Genomic DNA, 14,970 nt, shown 5'->3' with positions numbered 1-14,970 from the left:
AACGATCAGGCTCTAGAGCCGTTCCGCTTTGAGCGGAATCGGGGAACGGCTCTACGCTTTTGTTTCTCCGTGCTTCTTATCGGGCACTTTAACTTGCATGGCTCCGCCATGACCGGCCCCCACTTTTCCGGAAGCACTCTGGCCTTTAAAGCAAGCCTTGCTTCCGCAGGTCATCGGCCGGTGTCGGCTCACCGAAGAGGAAGCCTTGCAGATAGTTCGCGCCCGACGCCTCGAGGAAGGCAGCGGCCGATTCCTCGCCGATCCATTCTGCAACGGTCTCGAGGCCGAGAGCATTGGCCATGTCGATGACCGCCTTTACGAGCGCACAGCTGCGTGCATCGCCCGGAATGCGTGCGACCAGTGCGCCGTCGATCTTGAGTATGTCGGCGTTGAGGGTCAGCAGGTGGCGAAGTGACGTATGACCGGCGCCGAAGTCGTCGATGGCGATGCGGCAGCCGAGGGCGCGTAGGCGGTCCAGGAATTCGCGGGCAGCATTGAAATCGCCGATCCTTGCGGTTTCGGTCATCTCGATGATGAGTCGCGGGGGGATATCGTCTCGCCGCGCCGCACATGCGTACAACGCCGAGGCCCATTCCTCATCCCCCACCGTCAGGCTCGAAATGTTGATGGAGAGCCTAAGACGGGGATGACGTTCAAGTAGATCGAGACCGAGCTGCAACGCATGTCGATCGATATGGCGCACGAGGCCGAGCTCTTCCGCGTCCGCTATGAAATCCACGGCGGGAACGAGGACGCCGTCAGGCCGGTAAAGTCGCAGGAGACCTTCGTAAAACATCACCTTGCGGGTCGACGTGGCGACGACCGGCTGCAGAGCCAGCATCATCCGCTTCTCGTCGAGCGCACGCATGACAAGGCCGGGCATCGCCTCGGCCCGGCGGGCCATGCGCTCGGAGGCGAGCCGGGCGTCATGCGCGACGAAGGCTCCGGTGGGCCGCTGCTTTGCGACCTCCAGCGCATCCAGGGCGCAGGCTACGGCATCGGTCACGGACCGCGCCTGCTCCGGCAGGGCCACGCCGCCAATCGAGACCGTTGCGGCGAGCGGGCCGGCCGATGTGGGAAACCTCGCGGTGTCGACGGCGGCGATCATCGTCTTGCCGGCCGAGGCGAGGCCGGCCGTACCGCAGCCATCCAGGATGATCGCCAACGTGTTCGAGCCGAAGCGCGCGATCTTGTCGGAGCGCGTGAGAAGGGTTTTCAGAAGGCGTTCGGTCTCGGAGATCAGCTCATCGCCCACGGCGGTGCCGAGCCGCGCGTTCACCGCGCCGATCCCGTTCACCGAAATCATCAGGAGGGCTGCTGAGGTCGCTTGTTGGCTCTCGGCGTTGCGAAGCAAGACTCCCAACGTTTCGAGCATCCGTGTTCGGCTGGGCGGGGCGGTTTCAGGATCCGGCACGCGATTCGTCCGTGGGTTGCTCGAGGTCGGCGAAACGAAACACTGACAGCCTCGATAACTCGAGCCGGCCAAGGCCTTGCAAGCCGGGATATGCATTTCGACCCGGCAAGGGGTTTGGCGGCAAAGTCATGGAAGGCGCGCAGGCTTCGGAGGATGGGACTCAGCAGTTCAAAAAACCAATCGCACCGTATCAGACAATCATGAAACGCGCATCCGGCCGGCCGCGCAATCCTTAGAATGCGCGCCGTTATAAACATCGGACCGGAGCAAAAGGGTTCGCGCCGTCAGTTGCCGCTGCCGAACCCGATATCGCGGCGCGCCACACGGATGCTGATGATTGCGCCTGCTACGACATCGATCAGCAGAGTGATGAGGAGGAGAAAGAAGATGGAGGTCGCCGCTTGGGGAACAATGATGAACTCGATCAGCGCAGCAACGAAGACGAGCATGGAGAGGCCATGATCGATGAGGCCGGAGGCCGATGTATAGGTGGCCTTTACGATCTCGACGAACAGGATCACGAGGGTTGTCAGCAAGATCAGGTCACCCCAGGTGAAATGCCAGACGCCGCTGCTGATCATCGGGATACTGAAAATTGCAGTGTCGAGAAGGGCGCGGGCTGCTGCGCCGCCGTCGGTCCCCGCTTCGGTGCCAGAGGATCCGGTGAAGACAACGACGACGTTGTAGAGGACGAGGGCAATGATCGTGAGCGGAATGGCTCTCAGCGACATGGTGATCTCCTGCAAGGCAAGACTTGAGCCTCGTAACCCAATCTCCGTAAGATTGCGAGTATCGAAGCAAAAAACGACGGCAGCCGGGTGGGCTACCGCCGTCATTCAGACTTGCTTGGAGACCAGTCGCGCGAGGAGGCGTCGCTTAGAGCCGCTCCGATTTAAGTGGAAACGGGGAACGGCTCTAAACTTCTGTTCGATCGTGCTTCTCTTCGGAAAACCGGTTTCCACTTTTCCGGAAGCACTCTAGACGTCAGCCTTCGGCTCGAGGATCTGACGTCCGCGGTACTTGCCCGTCTTGAGGTCGATGTGGTGCGGACGGCGGCGCTCGCCACTGTCCTTATCCTCGACATAGGCCGGGGCGGTCAGCGCGTCATGCGACCGGCGGTGCCCCTTCTTCATGGGCGACGTTTTCTTCCTGGGAACGGCCATAGGTTAAGCTCCGGTAATCGAGGCGCCGAAGGCGCCGGCAGGGATGCCGATGAGGTCCTGATCGGTGGAGGCCCGGTTAAATTGCCCGGTCCGGCGTCCCGTTGTCGGTTGCAAGCCGGCGGCCAAAGCAAACAGCGCCGTCCAATCCTGTGATCGGGCGCCGCACAAGGCTCCAAAACCAAAGATCGCGGCCTTATAGCCGCAATCCACCGCCCGCGCCAGAAGTTTCAAGTGGCCGAGGACACGGAAAATTGCCGCGATTCGGGGAGCGGGGCCGAGCTCAGGTCAGCGCGGCCCGAAATAGAGGGTCGGCGCCCATGGCTCCTCGCTGGCCGGCGGTGGCTGCTTCTTGCGGGCGGGCGCGGGCTTGGCCGGGGGTTTGGCGGCTCCGTTTCGGCGCGGGGAGGAAGACCGGACGGCTGGAACGGCGGCGGCCGGAGGGGCCGCAGCTGCCGAGACGACGCAGGAGGCGACCGTGCCGTACGCCTTGACGCGAGCCTGCACCACGCGCGCCTTGGCCGAGGTGCCAGGACCTGGCTTGCCGGCGTTGCGCATGACCGGATTGGGCAGCACGGCGGCGAGCAAGGCCGATTCACGCTCCGTGAGGCGGGAGGCCGGCTTGTTGAAATGGTGCTGCGCGGCCGCTTCGGCGCCGAAAACGCCCGGCCCCCACTCGGCGACGTTGAGATACACCTCCAGCACGCGCCATTTGGGCCAGACCAGCTCCAAGGCCAGCGTCAGCGGGATCTCGATGACCTTGCGCACGTAGCTCTTCGCATTCCACAGGAAGAGGTTTTTCGTCACCTGCATGGAGATGGTGGAAGCGCCGCGGGGCGTTCCTTTGGCCGCGCGTTCGATGGCTTCCCTGATGGCCGCGGTGTCGACGCCGCTGTGCTCGCAAAAGCGGCCGTCCTCCGAGACGATCACCGCGCGCACGAGGTGCGGAGAAATGGCGCTGAGCGGCGCCCACCGGCGGTCGATCTCGGTACCGGAAAGGACCTGCGTCAGCATCAGCATCGAGCCGGGCGGGTTGGCGAAGCGGAAGAGCGCGATCAGAATGAGCACCAGCGCGAAATAGCCGAGCACCGCGTATAGAAGGACGCGCGCTGCTGTTGCGAGATGCGCTTTCCAGCCGGCTCTTCTCCACCAGCGCCATGACGCAGTGGCGGCCGGCTCAAGGGGCGGCGCCTGCGCTGCGTCCAGTTGCTCCAGCCTAAGCGTGCGCGCCGGGTCAAGCCTTCGGCCGAGCGTGATGAGATGAGGATCGTCCTCGATCTCGGCCGGACGGAAAAGATCCTCGGTAGCGGTGAGCAACTCTGCATTCGTGCCCGCATCCGATGGGACGGGCAATTCCGCAGACGGCGTGTTGGGGATCTCGTCGTTCGGCGCAAGAGCGTGCGTGGACGGACTTGCGGGTGCGTTTGAGGCGGTCTGATCGTCCTCGAGCGCCGGAACCGGTGCCTCGGCAATTGCGTCCGCAATTGCGCTTCGCCAAGATTCCGCATTGGCCCCTTCAGGCATAGATCCCTGGGACGCAGGGTTCCCATCCGGATGCGCAGTATCGCGGGCAGTCTCAGGCGTGCCGGTACAAGCCGGAGACGATGCCGGAGTGGGGCCGCCGGGATGGGTATCTGCCGTGGGAGGCTCAGGCTCGGAGCCTGCAAGGTCAGCCCGAGCATCGGGGGCGGAGCTATCGTCGCTCGCCCGTTCCGGTGGCAAAGTGCCGTCGAACTGCTCGCGCGACGCGACGTCGGCTGGGCTCTCCCGTGCGTCGGGGCATTCTTCTGGCTCTCGAGTCGCCGGTCCCCCCTCCGAGCGTGGCAGCTCAGAAAATGGCAGTCCCTCGCTGCCCGGCCCGTATGCCTCACGGGTGTCCTTATCCGCCACGGATGCTATATCCCGCGCCACTCACGCACTCGAATTAGTCTAGGTACTTCGTCAATGACCTTCGCGCAAAGGCTGGATCGGATCAGACGGCTAACGGACGCCCGTCTGGAAACGCTCGTGCGCGCCGGATCGGAGCCAACAATAGGCGATGGTCATCCGTCGCCGTCCCGTCTTCTCGAAGCCGTTCGCCATGCGACGCTCGGGGGAGGAAAAAGGTTCCGGCCCTGTCTTGTCGTGGAAAGTGCGGCTCTTTTCGGGCTTTCAGAGGCCGAAGCGCTCGATACCGCGGCAGCGCTCGAGTGCGTGCACAGCTATTCGCTCGTGCATGACGATCTGCCGGCTATGGACAACGATGCCATGCGCCGTGGCTTGCCGACGGTTTGGAAGGCCTACGACGAGTGGACGGCGATCCTGGTGGGAGATGCGCTGCTCACGCTCGCTTTCGAGATCCTGAGCCGCCCGGAGACGCATCCGCGGCCCGAGGCGCGCGTTGCGCTCATCGCGGGCCTCGCAAAGGCGGCGGGAATGGCCGGCATGGTGGGAGGCCAGGCGCTCGACCTCGAGGCCGAGCGCCTATCGGCTGCTACGCCGCTTTCGCTTGCGGCGATCCTGCATCTTCAAAGCCTCAAGACAGGTGCGCTCATCCGCTTCGCTTGTGAAGCGGGGGCGATTCTCGGCGAGGCGGGGCAGGACGCGCGTGCCGCACTCGCCTCTTACGGCCAGAACATCGGTCTCGCATTTCAGATCGCCGACGATTTGCTGGACGCCGAGGGTGATGCCGACGTCGTTGGCAAGGCGGTGAGCAAGGACGCAGCCGCGGGTAAGGCGACACTGGTTTCGCTCATGGGGATCGATGCGGCGCGGGCCGAGCTGAGGCGGGCCGAGGAGGCGGCGATCGCCGCGCTTGATCCATTCGGCGCGCGAGCCCGTCCTCTGATCGACGCCGCGCGCTTTGTGGCGAGCCGCGAGAGCTGACGTTCCGGTGTGCCCCAGTCCGCTCCGACGACCATGTTGGAGCCCCGGTTCGGAGTACCTTCTAGCGTTTACTTAACGTCCTCTGAGGCCGAGAGCGCTTTTGCTTTTTGGTCGATTTCGGGCGATAAGCCGGCCCTTGGGGCGTCCTCGTCTCGCGGCGTTCGGATCGCGCAGAGTGAAGACAGGCTATCCCTACTTGCCTCCGGCAAGGCTTCCCAACTCGCCTCCGGCAAGGCTTTGCCTCGCTCGCCTCCGGCAAGACACCAGACTCTAGCGCGAAGAGATCGCATGGTCCCGAAAATCGCCATCGTCGGCCGGCCCAACGTCGGCAAGTCCACCCTCTTCAACCGTCTGACGGGCACGCGGGCCGCGCTTGTGTCGGACCTGCCCGGGCTGACGCGCGACCGTAAGGAAGGTGAGGCAGAGCTTGGCGGCCGTCCCATCACCCTCATCGATACAGCCGGGCTCGAGGTGGCGGCGAAGGGCTCGATCGCAGATCGCATGCGCCAGCAGACGGAGGCCGCGGTGGCGCTCGCCGATCTTGTGCTGTTCGTCATCGATGCGCGCGACGGCGTGACCGGGGCGGATGAGACGTTCGCGCGCGCCGTGCGCGCCTCCGGCCGGCCCGTGGTGCTCGTTGCCAACAAATGCGAGGGCCGCGCCTCGGACGAGGGATTTTACGAAGCGTTCAAGCTCGGCTTCGGTGATCCCGTGGCGATCTCGGCCGAGCATGGACTGGGCCTCGCAGACCTCGAACGCGATGCGCTCGCAGCCCTCGGCATGAAGCCGAAGGTCTTGCGCAAAGGCGAGGGTACGGCCGAGGGCGAGGCTGCGGCCGCATACGAGCGGCCTTTACGGGTTGCCATCGTCGGGCGGCCGAACGCCGGAAAGTCGACGCTCGTCAACGCGATCCTTGGCGAGGACCGCATGATTACGGGGCCGGAGCCGGGCCTCACACGCGATTCGGTGGCGAGCGATGTGTCATGGAAGGGCCGGACGATCCGGCTGTTCGACACTGCGGGCCTGCGCCGCAAAGCAAAGGTGACAGAGCTTGCGGAGAAGCTCTCGACCAGCGATGCCGTGCGCGCCATCCGCTTCGCCGAGGTCGTGGTTCTTCTGCTCGACGCCGAACGCGGGATCGAGCATCAGGATCTCACCATCGGGGATCTCGTCACGGAGGAGGGGCGCGCGCTCGTGATTGCGCTCAACAAATGGGATCTCATCGAGGAAAAGCAGAAGGTGCTGCGGGAACTCCACCAAAAGATTTCGGAAGGGCTGGCCCAGGTGCCGGGTGTTGCCGTGGTGACGATCTCGGCGGCCAGCGAGCGAGGGATCGACAAGCTCCTCGGCGCGATCGTGGGCGCGGCCGAAGTCTGGAACCGCCGCGTGCCGACGAACGAGCTCAACCGCTGGCTGGAAGAGGCACTCTCCCGGCACGCGCCGCCCGCGCCCTCCGGACGCCGCCTCAAGATCCGCTACGTCACACAGCCTTCGACGCGTCCGCCGACCTTCGTCGCGTTCTGCTCGCGGCCGGATGCGCTGCCCAAATCCTACCAGAAGTACCTAACCAACAGCCTGCGCGAGACTTTCAACCTGCCGGGCGTGCCCATACGTCTCAACCTCCGCGGAGGAGACAATCCGTTTGCACCCAAACGGCGCCGCCGTTAAGGTGCGGCCCGCATTTTGGGAAGACCATAGGTCCGTCCGACACTTCGTTTGTTTCAGATCCCGCGCAGTCTGCCCCTCACTCTCTCACGTACTGCTCCGAAGACAGAAAATCCGGCTGGCGCCAGAGTGGGCCTCGGGCTAGGTTCCCCGCCGGGATCATGCTGGCCGGATGCAATCACAGAACCAACAGGAATGCCGATGTCCAAGTTGCTTCGCATCGTCGTGCCCATGATGGCCGTCGCGATTCTCCTTCCGGCGGAGGCCGGCGCCTACAGCAAGAAGGTCGAGGACGCGTGCAAGAGCGATTACCAGACGCACTGCCCAGCCTATAAGGAGGGCTCGTCTGCGTTGCGCAACTGCATGTCGCTGGCCGGACGGCGCGGGAACCTGAGCCGGCGCTGCGTGAATGCCCTGACAGATGCCGGCTTGGTGCCGAAGAAATATCGCAAGCGCTGATCGGCAGACTGCCGATCCGGGCTTTGTTCGGATCGGATATTTGCGCGCACGCTTTTGGTACGTCAGTCCGTCGCCGAGGTCGCCGCTCTTGTCGGCGAAGCATCGTGCAAGGCGAGGGGCGGGGGCATGGCCCCGAATCGGGCCTGGAATCGCAGCGGGCGGGAACCCGGCAGCGAACCCGAAGATGCTGCCTAGCTCACCGCCCGCACGGGCGTCACCCAAGATGGCGCCGCACCGGACCTCGACAGATAGGCTACAGTGTCGCCAACATCAAGTCCCTTCGCTAAATTTGTCGCTTGTGGCGCGACCTGCCGGAGCGTTCGTCGGGGCCGGGTGCATGTCTCGAACGCTGTGAGCGAGAGCCAATGATGAGCGAGCCTGCCGAAGTTCTTTTCTACCACTTGGAGCGAACGTCGCTCGAGCGCGTGCTGCCGCCGCTGCTCGAGCGGACGCTCGAGCGAGGATGGCGGGCCGTCGTACAGTCCGGCAGCGCGGAGCGTCTCGAAGCGCTCGATCTTTCGCTCTGGACCTATAGTGACGCGAGCTTTCTGCCGCACGGCATGGCACGAGACGGAAATCCCGCGCGACAGCCCATCTATCTGACGACCGGTGATGAGACGCCAAACGAGGCGGGCATCCGTTTTCTGGTCGATGGCGCGGAGATGGCCGAGTTCACGGGCTTCATGCGCATCGTCTGCATCTTCGACGGCAACGATCCTGAGGCGACGGGGAAGGCGCGCAGCCAGTGGCAGGCCGCAAAGGCGGCCGGATGTGCCGTCACCTATTGGCGCCAGTCTGAAAGTGGGCGCTGGGAGAAGCAGGCTTAGAGCGCTTCCGGTTTGACCGAGATCAAAATACGGCTCCGGTTTTTATCGGGAGGTGTCGTGCTTCGGGCCACCCTTCGCGGGAGGACTGACCTCCGCAATGTGGACTTCGTTCTTGCCGGCGGTTCCGGTGAGGAAGTCTGCGAGGTTTAGCGTCATGTGGTGGATGTGTTCCGGCAATTCGTGCCAGCTCTTCATCTGCTCCTGGATCGGGTGGTCGACGTAGCTCGAATATACGAGCACGGTCGTCATGCCGAGATCGTGGGGCACGGCGAGATTCATCGGCATGTCTTCGAACATCGCAGCCGTTTCAGCGGCCACGCCGTGGCGACGGATCATGCGCGCAAACGCATCCGCCTCGGGCTTGGGGACGTAATCGCAGGCCGCGATGTCGCAGATGTCCTCGAAGAGATCGAGCACGCCCAGCCGGGAGGCCACGCGCTCCGCGTGGTGGTGCGAGCCGTTGGTATAGATCAGCCGCCGCCCGGGAAGCGCCGCGATCGCCGCGCGCAAGGCCGGCGCCTCGCTCACGACGGAGAGATCGATGTCGTGCACATAGGCCAGAAACTCGGCCGGATCGAGCTTGTGCACCGCCATGAGCCCGGCGAGCGTCGTGCCATACTGGCGATAGTAGGCCTTCTGCAACTGGCGGGCCTGCGGATAGGGCAGGCCGAGATAGCGGGCGATGAACTCACCCATCCGGTGATCGACCTGGGCGAAGAGATTGCACTCGGCCGGATAGAGCGTGTTGTCCAGATCGAAGATCCACGCGCTTGTCGTGTCGAAGCCGCGCAGCAGCGCGCCGTCCCGCTGAGCCAGGAGCCTTGGCGGGCTGGCCGTGCCGCCGTCTGCTGCGTTCTGCTGGATTTTCCGCTCCTCTCTCATGCGCCTGAAGTCGCCTTGGGCATGCGCCGGCCGACGAGGGTGCCCGCACCGTGATCGGTGAGCAACTCGAGCAGCACGCTATGGGCGACCTTGCCGTTGATGATCACGACGGCCTCGACGCCGGCTTCCACGACCTCGATGCAGCCCTCGATCTTCGGGATCATGCCGCCCGTGATTGTGCCGTTGCGTATCAGCTCACGCGCTTGTGCGACGGTGAGCTCGGAGATCAGGCGTCCGTTGCGGTCGAGAACACCCTCGACATCGGTAAGAAGCAGCAGACGCTTAGCTCTCAGCCGCGCCGCGAGCGCGGACGCGAATGTGTCGGCATTGATGTTGAGCGTCTCGCCTGATGGCGAGATGCCGATCGGAGCGATGACGGGAATGAGGTCCGATCTCGAAATCACGTCGACGATGTGCGGGTTCACGTTCAACGGCTCGCCCACAAAGCCGATGTCGACATCCTTGAGCTGGCTGCTCGTGGGATCGGCCATCTGCGTGATCTTGCGCGCGACCATGAGATTGGCGTCTTTGCCGCAGATGCCGACCGCCTTGCCGCCCTGCCTGTTGATCGCCGATACGATGTCCTTGTTGATGCGCCCCGCGAGCACCATCTCGACGACCTCGACGGTCGGCTTGTCGGTAACGCGGAGGCCGTTGACGAACTCGGACTGGATCTCGAGCTTGCTCAGCATGTTCGCGATCTGAGGTCCGCCGCCATGCACGACGATCGGGTTCACGCCGGACTGCTTCAGGTACACGATGTCCTGCGCGAACGCGTCGGAAAGGGCCTGATCGCCCATCGCATGGCCGCCGAATTTCACGACCACCGTCTGCTCGTCATAGCGCAGCATGTTGGGCAGCGCCTCGGCGAGGATGCGCGCCTGGATGTGGGCTGAAATCTCCTTCCGGTCGAATGCGCCGGCCGTTCCCGAGGTTTTCTTCACCTTCGACATCGTTTGCTTGCGATCCCTTGCCACAGGCCGACGGATTTGCGCCCCGCGGGGGCGTGCCTCATTTTTCCGCCCGCCGGTCACGGCGAGCACATATACCCGTGGAGAGCCGGTCTCAACGGAATTCCCTCACATTCCCGTGCCAAGACTAGGCGGTGAGTCGCGGAGGACAAAGGCCAAACCTTGTTCGAACCCTCATCATAGCGTCATATCCGGATGGATTAGATTCGAGGGCGCGAGCCCGCTCGCTCCCGATCGAGCGCAGGGCTCCAGTCGCCCCGGCTCATTCCATTATACTAGAACGACGAGTCACGCTCCTGATGCGAGCGCAATGCTGGCATCTCCAACGATCAGGATCTAGAGCTTGCTACGGGCGGGGGGCCCCGACGGTGTGGCGAGGTGGCATGGGGAGAAATGCTGAATGACGACCATGATCGTCGAGGACCTCGGCCGGATCCCCATGTCGCCGTATCTTACGGCCACGCTGACGCGCGCCGCCGACTATGCCACCGCCCAGTCGCACCGCGAGGTCACGCTCGAGCATCTGCTGCTCGCGCTCGCCGAGGACCCGGAAGCCAGCGTTGTCCTGCGGACGAGCAGCATCGACCTCGCTCGGCTCACGGCGGAGGTTTCAGATCATCTGGGCCGCTCGGACGATCGTGTCTCCCCTGAGAACGGGCAGTCGATCGCCATTTCTGCCGATCTGCGGCGTATCCTCGAGGCGGCGGCAGCGGCTGCGCGCCAGGGGCGGCGGCGCGAGATCAACGGCGCGATCGTACTCGCGGCCATCGTTGGCGACGGCAAGAGCACCGCTGCTCATCTGCTGCGCATGCAAGGCTTGACGTTCGAAGCGGCGATTCGTGCGCTTCAGCGCTCTGCGGCGCCCACGCCCGAGCCGCCGCCCGCGGCCTCCGAGCCATCGCCGCGGCCGCACCCTCCGGAGCCTCGGCTGCAGCCGCAATCGGAAGCTCCGCTCGAGGCCCCGCCGCCACGGCCTGCGCAACCTCCTGCCGCCTTTGAGGCCAAGCCCCCCATGCCGGCGCCGGATCTCTCGCGTCCTGCCACGACCGAGGAGATTCTGGCCTCGGCCCGGGAGCGTCTGCAAAGCCGGGAGGAGCACGATGGAGATGGAGGGGCGTCCTCCGCGGGATCTCCTCTGCCGCGGGCGAACTATCCCGATCGCGGCGGACCTCCGCGTCCGCCGATGCCGACCCGCGATGAGCGGGTTCCCGGGCACGACGAGCCGGCTTTGCCCGACGACGAGCCTGTGTCTTCCCCAGAGGCCTCGTCCGCCGATGGGGATCGACCCCCGACACCCGAGCCTGCCGACACGCATCCAGCGTCGGACGGCGACGGCCGGCCGGCGCTGCCGCCGAAACTCGCAGAGCCGGCGCGCTATCCGCCGCCGCCTAGCCCGCAGCGGGGGCCATCCTTTCAGCCGGGCCCGCCGGCGGTGGCGGATACTGCCGGCGGTGCGCGGCGCGGGCCAGGCGCACAGAGCGCGGGACGGCCTGCGCCCCAGGCCGATGCGAGACGGGCCGGGGCCGGAGCCGGAGCGGGCTCCTTCGTCGGCTCCTGGCCACTGATCGAGGCCGGTCATCTGATCGAGAACATTCCGCGCCGGATGCGTGCCAGCGTCCCTGTCGTCGTCGAAGCGCGTATTGCGCGGGCTGATGTCAAGGCGCTGGCCGAAGGCCTAGCCGGGGGCGGTGCCGCGTTTCGCCACGAGATCGTGGTGACCAAGGCGATGTCGGTGCGCTTGCGCGCTCCGGACGGCGGCTTCGTGATCGAAAACCGCTCGCCCGAGACGCAATGGATCGAAAACGTCCTGGGCTTCGGCAGTGACGATTATGCGAGCTGGCGGTGGACCGTGACGCCGCGTGCGCGAGGCCGCCGGCAGCTCCAGCTCATCGTTTCCGCTCGCACCGTCGGCGCAGACGGCATGACGGCCGAGACGGCGCTTCCCGATCAGGTCGTCGACGTCAAGATATCGATCAACTACGCGCGGACAGCCGCCCGCTGGGCGGGCTGGGGCGCGGCGGCGCTGATCGGCGCTCTCCTCGCGAAGTTCGGCGACATGGCCTGGTTGATCGTGCAGGTTCTGTTTGCGAAGTACTTCGGCGGCTAATCACGCCGCAAAAGGTCTACGAGGATAAGGCTGCGCCATCCGTATAAGTACGACAGTAAGAGTGCCGATCATTCATCCATGATTATCATCAAGTTAGGCCTGTAATCGCAACCGCTGTGCGCATTGCGCAATTTATAACACCTATTTGTTGACATCATTCGTCAAGTTGACCCTTTGTCAACGCTCGGTCGGGGCAGCCGGCTGCGCGATGCGCTGCCGATGGTCCGATCGCTACCGGGGGTGTTCGATTAGGGGCGACGTGATGAAATTGGATGATGGGACATCGAACGGTCGTGCTGCCGTTGGATGTGCAGGCGACACGGCTTTGCTCAGCGCGATGTCGCTGGGGCTGGCCTCGATGATCGTGACGACAGGGGCAGCCGCACAAGAGGCCGGAGAGGCGACGTCGCTTCCGCCGCTCGAGGTCACAGCGAAAAAGAAGCCTGTTGCGAAGAAAGCGGCTGCATCGACCTCGGCGACTCAGCCATTGCCGGCCGCCGCGCCGGAGGCGCAGGAACCGTATGACAGCGCCGGTGATGGCGAGGGCGCCAATACTTATTCGCAAAGCTATCAAGCCAAGTACGGCTCGACCTCCAAGTACACGGCGCCGCTGTTGGATACGCCGAAGAGCGTCACCGTCGTCACGCGAAAAGAAATGGACGATCGCGCCGCAAGCTCATTGACGGAGGTGTTGCGCACGGTGCCAGGCGTTACGCTCGGCTCCGGCGAGGGCGGCACCCCGATGGGCGACCGCCCGTTCATTCGCGGCTTCGAAGCCAGCGGAGACATGTCCGTCGATGGCGTTCGCAATCTCGGACGCATCGGATATGAGGCGTTCAACCTTGAAGCCGTTGAACTCAACAAAGGACCCGGCGGGACCTACAATGGCCGCGGCTCTACGGGCGGCAACTTGAACATGGTCAGCAAGGAAGCGCGTGACGAGACGTTCTTCCACAGCTCGACCACGATCGGGACGGACGCCTATAAGCGCCAGACGATTGACGGCAGCTATGCTTCCGATGCGGGTGTCGCCTTCCGCATGAATGCGATGTGGCACGATGCCGATATCGCCGGGCGGGATGAAGTGTTCCAGGAGCGCTGGGGTGTCGCACCGTCGATCGCCTTCGGATTGAAAGGTCCGACGCGGGCAACGTTCAGCTTCTATCACCTCGAAACGGACGAAATGCCCGATCTCGGCATTCCTGTGATGGCTGGGACAAGGGCAAGCCCGGGCCAGCCGATCAACGTGAAGCGCGATACGTTCTATGGCGCCGTGAACCGCGACTTCCGCGAGACGGTGACGAACATGGCGACCGTGAAATTCGAGCACGAGTTCAGCAGGTGGTTCCGGGTCGAGAACGTCACGAGGTATACGGACTCGCTCAACGAGTACGTGATGACGCGTCCGAGCATCAATGCCTCCGGCGATACGGTCACCCGCGATGTCCGCAACTCGAGACGGTATTTCGAAGGCATCATCAATCAGACGAACTTTTCGGGCGAGTTCAATACTGGAGCCCTGGGGCACTCGGTGGCGTTCGGCACGGAGTTCAGCCGTGAACGCATCCAGACCGGTGGATATTCTGGCGTGCCTGCAATTCTCCCCCCGGACTACCAGATCCCCGTCGGATCCTCTCCGAACCACCGTCCAGATCTTGGCAGCGGCGTTTTGACGAAGACGCCGTTTGGTGTGCCGACGACGACAGAGGTCGCCGCTGCATACTTGTTCGATACCATCGAGTTGACGCCCCAGTGGCTGTTCAACGCGGGCGTGCGATTCGACCATTACGACGTCGACACCACTACGGTGCGTAACGTATCGGACATGTGGAACTACAATGTCGGCCTTGTCTACAAACCTGTTCCGTTCGGGAGCATCTATGTTTCCTATGGAACGTCGTCGAACCCGGCTGGCGAAATGCAAGCGCAGAGTGGTGGCTCCGATCCCAGCGGAACCCTTGGCGGCGGCCGCGAGGACCTGGATCCTGAGCGGAGCCGGAGCTATGAGATCGGCACCAAGTGGGATCTGCTCAATCGCAACCTGTCAGTGACTGCAGCGATCTTCCGGACCGAGAAGACGAATGAGCGCGCTGTGGACCCGATCACCGGCTTTTATGAATTGATTGGCGAGACAGAGGTCAACGGTGTCGAGTTCGGCATTACGGGCAAGATTACAGATCGCTGGGAAGTCGCGGGTGGCTACACTTATCTGGACGCCGAGCTCGTGGATGACGGAGCGGGAGGCAACGACGGCAATCAGGTCAAGTACATCGCGCCTCACAGTTTCAGCCTCTGGACGACATACGCGCTGACGGACCACTTCAAGATTGGCGGCGGCGCATATTATATGTCGGAGCGCTTCATCGACGATGCCAATACCCGGGAGCTGCCATCTCATTGGCGCTTTGATGCAATGGCGGCATACCAGGTGACCGAGAACATCGGCCTGCAGCTCAACATCAACAATATTACCAATGAGACCTATTACGACGCATCTCACGTGGGGATTTTCGCACCGGTTGCGCCCGGCCGCACCGGATTGCTGCGGGCCGACGTGAAGTTCTAAACCGAACTGTTTTGGCGTGATGGGCAGGGTTTTCTCTGTCCATCACTTTTGCAG

At 63.9% G+C, this 14,970-nt stretch carries 12 protein-coding genes; 6 read left to right on the top strand and 6 right to left on the bottom strand.

Annotated features, from left to right (window positions below):
* Positions 1–145: 145 nt before the first annotated feature.
* From V7P99_RS05150 to mtgA, 4 genes are all read right to left on the bottom strand, one after another.
* Entirely contained in the window at positions 146–1,510 is a 1,365-nt protein-coding gene (locus tag V7P99_RS05150; protein ID WP_333793717.1) for a phosphodiesterase, read from the bottom strand.
* A gap of 188 nt (positions 1,511–1,698) precedes the next feature.
* Complete coding sequence (locus tag V7P99_RS05145) at positions 1,699–2,145, bottom strand: hypothetical protein (protein WP_333793716.1); 447 nt, start codon at positions 2,143–2,145, stop codon at positions 1,699–1,701.
* 246 nt (positions 2,146–2,391) lie between these two features.
* Positions 2,392–2,577, bottom strand: a complete 186-nt coding sequence (gene rpmF / locus V7P99_RS05140; protein WP_333793715.1) for a 50S ribosomal protein L32 — start codon at positions 2,575–2,577, stop codon at positions 2,392–2,394.
* A gap of 285 nt (positions 2,578–2,862) precedes the next feature.
* Entirely contained in the window at positions 2,863–4,098 is a 1,236-nt protein-coding gene (gene mtgA / locus V7P99_RS05135; protein WP_333793714.1) for a monofunctional biosynthetic peptidoglycan transglycosylase, read from the bottom strand.
* A gap of 420 nt (positions 4,099–4,518) precedes the next feature.
* On the opposite strand from mtgA, the gene V7P99_RS05130 reads away from it, so the two are divergent.
* The 4 genes from V7P99_RS05130 to V7P99_RS05115 all read left to right on the top strand — a co-directional run bounded on the left by V7P99_RS05130 (position 4,519) and on the right by V7P99_RS05115 (position 8,390).
* Positions 4,519–5,439, top strand: coding sequence for a polyprenyl synthetase family protein (locus V7P99_RS05130; protein WP_333793713.1), 921 nt, complete (start codon positions 4,519–4,521; stop codon positions 5,437–5,439).
* Between the two features lie 288 nt (positions 5,440–5,727).
* A complete protein-coding gene (gene der, locus V7P99_RS05125) occupies positions 5,728–7,107 on the top strand; it encodes a ribosome biogenesis GTPase Der (protein ID WP_333793712.1) in 1,380 nt (459 codons plus the stop codon).
* 198 nt (positions 7,108–7,305) lie between these two features.
* Positions 7,306–7,563 (top strand): hypothetical protein, encoded by a 258-nt coding sequence (locus tag V7P99_RS05120; protein WP_333793711.1) that lies wholly within the window; start codon positions 7,306–7,308, stop codon positions 7,561–7,563.
* 368 nt (positions 7,564–7,931) lie between these two features.
* Entirely contained in the window at positions 7,932–8,390 is a 459-nt protein-coding gene (locus V7P99_RS05115) for a DNA polymerase III subunit chi (protein ID WP_333793758.1), read from the top strand.
* A gap of 42 nt (positions 8,391–8,432) precedes the next feature.
* Here V7P99_RS05115 and V7P99_RS05110 read toward each other — a convergent pair whose 3' ends face one another.
* Positions 8,433–9,272: a pyrimidine 5'-nucleotidase gene (locus V7P99_RS05110; RefSeq protein ID WP_333793710.1), complete on the bottom strand. Its 840-nt coding sequence runs from the start codon at positions 9,270–9,272 to the stop codon at positions 8,433–8,435.
* Positions 9,269–10,225: an acetylglutamate kinase gene (argB, locus tag V7P99_RS05105; protein ID WP_442909871.1), complete on the bottom strand. Its 957-nt coding sequence runs from the start codon at positions 10,223–10,225 to the stop codon at positions 9,269–9,271. The genes V7P99_RS05110 and argB overlap by 4 nt, the downstream gene beginning before the upstream one ends.
* A gap of 418 nt (positions 10,226–10,643) precedes the next feature.
* Between argB and V7P99_RS05100 the strand changes: the two genes are divergently transcribed.
* Together V7P99_RS05100 and V7P99_RS05095 are read left to right on the top strand one after the other, a co-directional pair.
* Positions 10,644–12,350, top strand: a complete 1,707-nt coding sequence (locus V7P99_RS05100; RefSeq protein WP_333793709.1) for a Clp protease N-terminal domain-containing protein — start codon at positions 10,644–10,646, stop codon at positions 12,348–12,350.
* Between the two features lie 262 nt (positions 12,351–12,612).
* Complete coding sequence (locus tag V7P99_RS05095) at positions 12,613–14,916, top strand: TonB-dependent receptor (protein WP_333793708.1); 2,304 nt, start codon at positions 12,613–12,615, stop codon at positions 14,914–14,916.
* Positions 14,917–14,970: the final 54 nt, after the last annotated feature.

This window comes from Hyphomicrobium sp., assembly GCF_036780825.1.
In the GTDB taxonomy this organism is placed as follows: domain Bacteria; phylum Pseudomonadota; class Alphaproteobacteria; order Rhizobiales; family Hyphomicrobiaceae; genus Hyphomicrobium_C.
Note: the sequence above shows the minus strand (reverse complement) of the source record. Positions and strands in the feature narration are given on the sequence as shown.